This window comes from Streptomyces sp. NPDC041970, from assembly GCF_055588985.1.
The window spans coordinates 83,861-90,025 of record NZ_JBVJCD010000022.1 but is presented as its reverse complement, the minus strand read 5'-3'; the positions used below and the strand labels follow the sequence as shown (position 1 = coordinate 90,025).

At 72.1% G+C, this 6,165-nt stretch carries 5 protein-coding genes; 1 reads left to right on the top strand and 4 read right to left on the bottom strand.

What is annotated here, in order from left to right; genetic code table 11:
- Window positions 1–104: 104 nt before the first annotated feature.
- From ACZ6EJ_RS14000 to ACZ6EJ_RS13990, 3 genes are all read right to left on the bottom strand, one after another.
- Window positions 105–1,805: an acyl-CoA mutase large subunit family protein gene (locus ACZ6EJ_RS14000; protein ID WP_469267122.1), complete on the bottom strand. Its 1,701-nt coding sequence runs from the start codon at window positions 1,803–1,805 to the stop codon at window positions 105–107.
- A 78-nt stretch (window positions 1,806–1,883) separates the two neighbouring features.
- On the bottom strand, window positions 1,884–2,210 hold the full coding sequence (locus ACZ6EJ_RS13995; protein ID WP_469267121.1) for a DUF3817 domain-containing protein: 327 nt from the start codon (window positions 2,208–2,210) through the stop codon (window positions 1,884–1,886).
- A 56-nt stretch (window positions 2,211–2,266) separates the two neighbouring features.
- Window positions 2,267–2,776, bottom strand: a complete 510-nt coding sequence (locus ACZ6EJ_RS13990; RefSeq protein WP_469267119.1) for a MarR family winged helix-turn-helix transcriptional regulator — start codon at window positions 2,774–2,776, stop codon at window positions 2,267–2,269.
- Window positions 2,777–3,114: 338 nt separating this feature from the next.
- On the opposite strand from ACZ6EJ_RS13990, the gene ACZ6EJ_RS13985 reads away from it, so the two are divergent.
- Window positions 3,115–4,164, top strand: a complete 1,050-nt coding sequence (locus ACZ6EJ_RS13985) for a glycoside hydrolase family 6 protein (RefSeq protein ID WP_469267117.1) — start codon at window positions 3,115–3,117, stop codon at window positions 4,162–4,164.
- A gap of 42 nt (window positions 4,165–4,206) precedes the next feature.
- On the opposite strand, the gene glxA is transcribed toward ACZ6EJ_RS13985, so the two are convergent.
- A complete protein-coding gene (gene glxA, locus ACZ6EJ_RS13980) occupies window positions 4,207–6,162 on the bottom strand; it encodes a radical copper oxidase GlxA (protein WP_469267116.1) in 1,956 nt (651 codons plus the stop codon).
- Window positions 6,163–6,165 lie beyond the last annotated feature (3 nt).

Sequence of the window (6,165 nt, the reverse complement as noted above, 5' to 3'; positions counted from 1 at the left end):
CCTCCCCCCCCCCCCCCCCCCCCCCCCCCCCCCCCCCCCCCCCCCCCCCCCCCCCCCCCCCCCCCCCCCCCCCCCCCCCCCCCCCCCCCCCCCCCGTTCCGGCGTCAGAAGCCCGGCGGCTCGGTGTAGACGCCCCACTCCTCGCGGAGCACCCCGCAGATCTCGCCGAGCGTGGCCTCGGCCCGTACCGCGTCGAGCATGGGCGCGATCATGTTCGAGCCGTCGCGGGCGGCGGCCAGCATGGCGTCGAGCGCGGCGGACGCCTTCGCGTCGTCGCGGCGGGCCCTGCGGGCGGCGAGCTGGCTGACCTGGTCGCGCTCGACCTCGTGGCTGACCCGCAGGATCTCCAGGTCGCCGGTGACCGAGCCGTGGTGGACGTTGACGCCGACGACCCGCTTCTCACCCTTCTCCAGGGCCTGCTGGTAGCGGAAGGCCGACTCGGCGATCTCGCCGGTGAACCAGCCGTCCTCGATGCCGCGCAGGATGCCGGAGGTCATCGGCCCGATGGGGTGCTGCCCGTCCGGGTGGGCGCGAGTCCCGCGCTCCCGGATCTGCTCGAAGATCCGCTCGGCCTCGGCCTCGATGCGGTCGGTGAGCTGTTCGACGTACCAGGAGCCGCCCAGCGGGTCGGCCACGTTGGCGACGCCGGTCTCCTCCATCAGCACCTGCTGGGTGCGCAGGGCGATCTCGGCGGCCTGCTCGGAGGGGAGGGCGAGGGTTTCGTCGAGTGCGTTGGTGTGCAGGGAGTTGGTGCCGCCGAGGACCGCGGAGAGGGCTTCCACGGCGGTGCGCACGACGTTGTTGTACGGCTGCTGCGCGGTGAGCGAGACCCCGGCGGTCTGGGTGTGGAACCGCAGCCACTGGGCCTTGTCGGTCTTCGCCCCGTACGTCTCCTTCATCCAGCGGGCCCAGATGCGGCGGGCGGCGCGGAACTTGGCGATCTCCTCGAAGAAGTCGAGGTGGGCGTCGAAGAAGAAGGAGAGGCCGGAGGCGAAGGCGTCCACGTCCAGGCCGCGCGAGAGACCGAGCTCGACGTAGCCGAAGCCGTCGGCCAGCGTGTACGCCAGCTCCTGCGCGGCCGTCGCCCCGGCCTCGCGGATGTGGTAGCCGGAGACGGAGAGCGGCTTGTAGGCGGGGATGGAGCGGGCGCAGTGCTCCATCAGGTCGCCGATGAGGCGCAGGTGCGGCTCGGGCTGGAAGAGCCACTCCTTCTGCGCGATGTACTCCTTGAAGATGTCGGTCTGCAGCGTGCCGTTGAGCACGGCCGGGTCGACGCCCTGGCGCTCGGCCGCCACCAGGTACATGCAGAAGACCGGCACGGCCGGGCCGCTGATCGTCATGGAGGTGGTGACGTCGCCGAGCGGGATGCCCCGGAACAGGACCTCCATGTCGGCGGCGGAGTCGATGGCGACCCCGCAGTGGCCGACCTCGCCGAGCGCGCGCGGGTCGTCGGAGTCGCGGCCCATCAGCGTCGGCATGTCGAAGGCGACGCTGAGGCCGCCGCCGCCGGCGGCGAGGATCATCTTGTAGCGCTCGTTGGTCTGCTCGGCGTTGCCGAAGCCGGCGAACTGGCGGATGGTCCAGGTGCGGCCCCGGTAGCCGGTCGGGTGCAGTCCGCGGGTGAAGGGGTACTCCCCCGGCCAGCCGATCCGCTCGAATCCCTCGTACGTGTCTCCGGGGCGGGGCCCGTAGACGGGCTCCACCGGGTCCCCGGAGAGCGTGGTGAAGTCCGCGTCGCGCTTGCGGGCCTTGTCGTAGCGGGCCTGCCAGCGGAGGCGGCCTTCCTCGATCGCGTCAGCGTCCATGCCTCGAATTTACTAGGACGTCCTAGTAAATGTCGATGGGAAACCGCCCGGCGCTTGTGCGCGGGGCGGTCTCGGGGGTCAGGCCTTCGCGGCGGCCGGCGCGGGGTCGGTCACCAGCGCACGGGCCTCGCGGCTCACCTTCGGCTCGACGAAGAAGGAGGCGAACGGGATGCAGCCCGCCGCCAGCACCCACAGGAGCTTGCCGAACGGCCACTTCGCCTTGGAGCCGAGATCGAAGGCGAAGACGACGTAGACGATGAACAGCACGCCGTGGATCTGGGAGATCACCATGGTGTCGCCGGTCTCGAAACCGTACTTCGCGATGATCGCCGCGGTGAACACGAGCAGCCAGACGGCCGTGACGTAGGCCATCACCCGGTAGCGGGTGAGCACGTTCTGTTTCATGCCCCCGAGCGTAGCGGGACGCAACGGGCGATCTTCGCGCGGGCCCGTCGCGCCCGTCACCCCTCGACGAAGTCCTGGGCGGCCACCCGCAGCGGCCGCAGCAGGGCGAAGATCTCCGCGCACTCCTCGGCGTCGTACGCCCCGAGGCCGAAGTCGATCGCGACCAGGTCGGCGGTGGCCGCCTCGACCACCTCGCGGCCCCTGGCGGTGATGGAGGCGAGCGTTCCGCGGCCGTCGTTCGGGTTGGGGCGCTTGGCGACCAGACCGGACCGCACCAGCCGGTCCACGGTGTTGGTGACCGAGGTGGGGTGCACCATCAGCCGCTCCCCGATCTTGGACATCGGCAGCTCACCGGCCTTGGAGAAGGTGAGCAGCACCAGCGCCTCGTACCGGGCGAAGGTCAGGCCGTAGGGCTTGACGACGGCGTCCACCTCGGCGAGCAGGATCTGCTGGGCCCGCATGATCGAGGTGATCGCCCCCATCGAGGGCACGGGCCCCCAGCGCTGCCGCCAGAGCTCGTCGGCGCGGGCGATGGGATCGAAGGGAAGGCTGAGCGGCTTCGGCACGGCACCGACCTTACCGACTGGTCATATGCCGGTCAGCTCCGTCTCGTTCTTCGGTATCGGACATCCGTCCGGAGGCTGCCCCGCGGGCCCCGGCGACGAGCGGGGCGGACGGCGCCGGCGGCTCCGGACGCGGTTGCGCACGGGGCGGACCGCCGCCCGACCGGCCGCCAGGGGCGCCGATCGCCGTACGGGCCGCACAGCGCCGACCCGTCGCGGCCGTGCACGGCGTACGGGTCACGGACAGTGTCGCTTCGCCACGCTTCGTGACCGTTGTGCCACGATTGCTCACGTTTCCCTGTATCCCGTGTCCGCGCGTCACCGCCGCCCGAGGGGTCTGGATGTCCGGCCGCAGAATCGTCCCCCGCGCCCTCCCCCGTACCGCCCCCGCCCTGGCCGCCCTCGCTCTGGCGACCGCCCTCACCGTGGGCTGTTCGACCCCGGAGCCGCGCGTCGCCCGGACCGCCGGGGAGCCGAACGAACGCGGTCGGGGGGAGCCCGCCCCGAGCGCGGCCTCGCCGTACTGGGTCGATCCGGACAGCGACGCGGCCCGCCAGGTGCGGGCGTGGGAGAAGCAGGGGCGCACGGCGGACGCGAAGCTGCTGCGGCGGATCGCGGACCGCCCGGTGGCCGACTGGCCCACGTGGGACGACCCCGCCCCGCAGATCAGGGCCGCCGCGCAGGCCGCCGCCCGGACGGGGAAGACGATCCTGCTGGTCGCGTACAACATCCCGCACCGCGACTGCGGCCTCTACTCCGCGGGCGGCGCGAAGGACGCGGACGCCTACCGGGCCTGGATCGGGGAGTTCGCCGCCGCCATCGGGGACGCCCCGGCGACCGTGGTCCTGGAGCCCGACGCCCTCCCCCACATCGCGGACGGCTGCACCCCGCCCGAGCACCACGCCGAGCGCTACCGACTGCTCTCCGAGGCGGTGGACGCGCTCAAGGCGCAGCCCAACACCGCCGTCTACCTGGACGCGGGCAACCCGGAGTGGATCGACGAGCCGTCCAAGATCGCCCAGCCGCTGCGGCAGGCCGGCGTGGAGCGGGCCGACGGGTTCTCGCTGAACGTGTCGAACTTCCAGTCCAACGAGAGCGTGAAGGCGTACGCGGACCGGCTCTCCGACGCCGTCGGCGGCGCGCACTACGTGATCGACACCAGCCGCAACGGCAAGGGCCCCCTCTCCGGGGGCCGCGAGGAGTCCTGGTGCAATCCGCCCGGCCGGGGCCTCGGCACCCCGCCGACCACGGAGACCGGCGACGAACGGCTCGACGCCTATCTCTGGATCAAGCGGCCGGGCGACTCCGACGGCACCTGCCGGGGCGGCCCGCCGGCCGGCGACTGGTGGCCGGAGTACGCGCTCGGCCTCGCCCGCCGCGCCGCGTCCTGAGCCGCCGCGGGTGCGGGCCGGCGGACCCGCGCCCGCCCGCGCTCAGGCGACCTTGACCCACTTCGCCTCGGACGGGACGCCGTCGGCGTCCGTGACGAAGAGCATGTACCAGCCGGGCGGCACCAGCGCGGGGTCGTCCGGCACCGTCACGCTCACCTTGCCGTCGCCCTTCCTCAGACCCAGCTCGATGGAGCGCTGCTCCACGTCGGTGGTGTGGGTGACGGCGCTCGGCCGCATCAGCCGGGCGGTCGCGAGGCGGTCCGCGTCGGCGCTCTCGTACGTGACCGTCGCGCCGCGCGCGGTGTTCCGCGGGCCCTCGCCGATGACCGGGCGCTCGCCCTTCGCCCGGTGCAGGGCGGGCGGGGTGTAGACCTCCATGCGCTGCTCGAACTTGCCGAGCTTGGTGTTGTCCTTGTCGCCGTAGAGCGAGTCGGAGCCGAAGGTCGCCACCCGCCCGTCGGGCAGCAGCAGCGCCTCGGAGTGGTAGTTGCGCCCGACGGTCGGGGCGGCCGCCTCCTTGAAGGCGTCGGTCCTCGGGTCGTAGAACTGCGCCTTGAGAATGTTGCTGGCCCCGCGGCCGCGGTAGTCCTTCGACCCGCCGCTGGTGAACACGGTGTCGTCCGGCATGATCACGCTGTTCAGGTAGCGCGTGCCCTGGGGCAGGTCGGGGCCGGCCCGGAAGGCGGGGCTGTCCTTCTTGAGGTCGATGATCGCGGTCCGGGCGGTGGACTTCCTGGACTCGCCGACCCCGCCGCCGCCGAGCACCATCACCTTCTGGTCCTGCGCGGGCGGCAGCAGCAGCGAGGCCGCGGTCTCCAGCGCGTCGGCGTCGGTCAGTCCGGGCACCCGGGTGAAGGTGTTCTCGCGGAGGTCCCAGATCCCCGGCTCCCGGCCCTTGTCGGCCGGGCCGTACCCGGCGTTCGCGCCCGGATAGAACAGCTTGCCGCCCTTGGTCAGGAAGAGCGCGGGGTAGGTCGGGAAGTAGTGGAAGGGGCCCTTGGACCACTTCCTGGTCTTCGGGTCGTAGATCTCGTTGTCGCCCGGCAGGATCGCGCCGACGTCGTCGAGCCCGGACACCGCGAGGACCCTGCCGTCCTCCAGCCCGACGAGCGTGGGGTACCAGCGGGCCTCCTTCATCGGGTCGACGCGGATGTACTTCTCCGCCACCGGGTCGAACTCGTAGGCGGCCCGGATGCCCTGGAAGTCCTGCTTGTCCATGGTGATCTTCTCGGCGAGGCCGTAGGAGTTGTCGGCCTCCTTGCCCGTGAGCCCCACGATCTCGTACTGGGCGGCCTCGGTCGCCACCGCTTCGGGGCCGTCCTCCACCGCCTCGACGAAGACCCGCCGCTCGGCAGCGGTCACCTTGGTCTTCCACGGCCTCATCCCGCCGTTCTCGAAGTAGGTGACCTCGAACTCGCGCTTGGCCTTGGGGACGGTGACGTCGAACACGGAGACGTACTGTGCGCCGGAGGGCGAGCGGAAGACCGTGCCCTTCTTCAGCTTCAGCGGCTTGTCCGGGTTCTCGTTCTTGACCCGCATCCCGCCGCCGGCCCGCCGCACCTTGTCGTCGAGCACCTCGTAGCGGGCGGTGCCGCCCGCCACCAGCAGCCTGCCGTCCGGGAGCTGGGCGTGTCCGCCGCAGAAGAAGTCCTCGGGGGTGGGGATCTTCTGGAAGGTGTTCTCGGCGGGGTCCCACAGCACGGTGTCGAACGTGCCCTCGTCGAAGTGGGCCTGGTCGTTGCCGGAGCCGGCGATGATCAGCACCTTGCCGGTGTGCAGGAGCGCCGCGTGGATCGCGTTCGTGCGGTACTCCTCGGGGATGTCGACCCGCTCCCAGGAGCCGAACTCCGCCTTGTAAGCGGGCTGGTCGATCTTGTACGCGTGGTACCTGTCCTCGGCGAAGGAGAGCGCCGCGGGGGCGTTCAGCCCGGCGAGCAGCGCGACCGCGCCGCCGCCCAGGAGCGTCTTCTTCATCTTCTGCGAGGGCCGGTAGGCCATGGT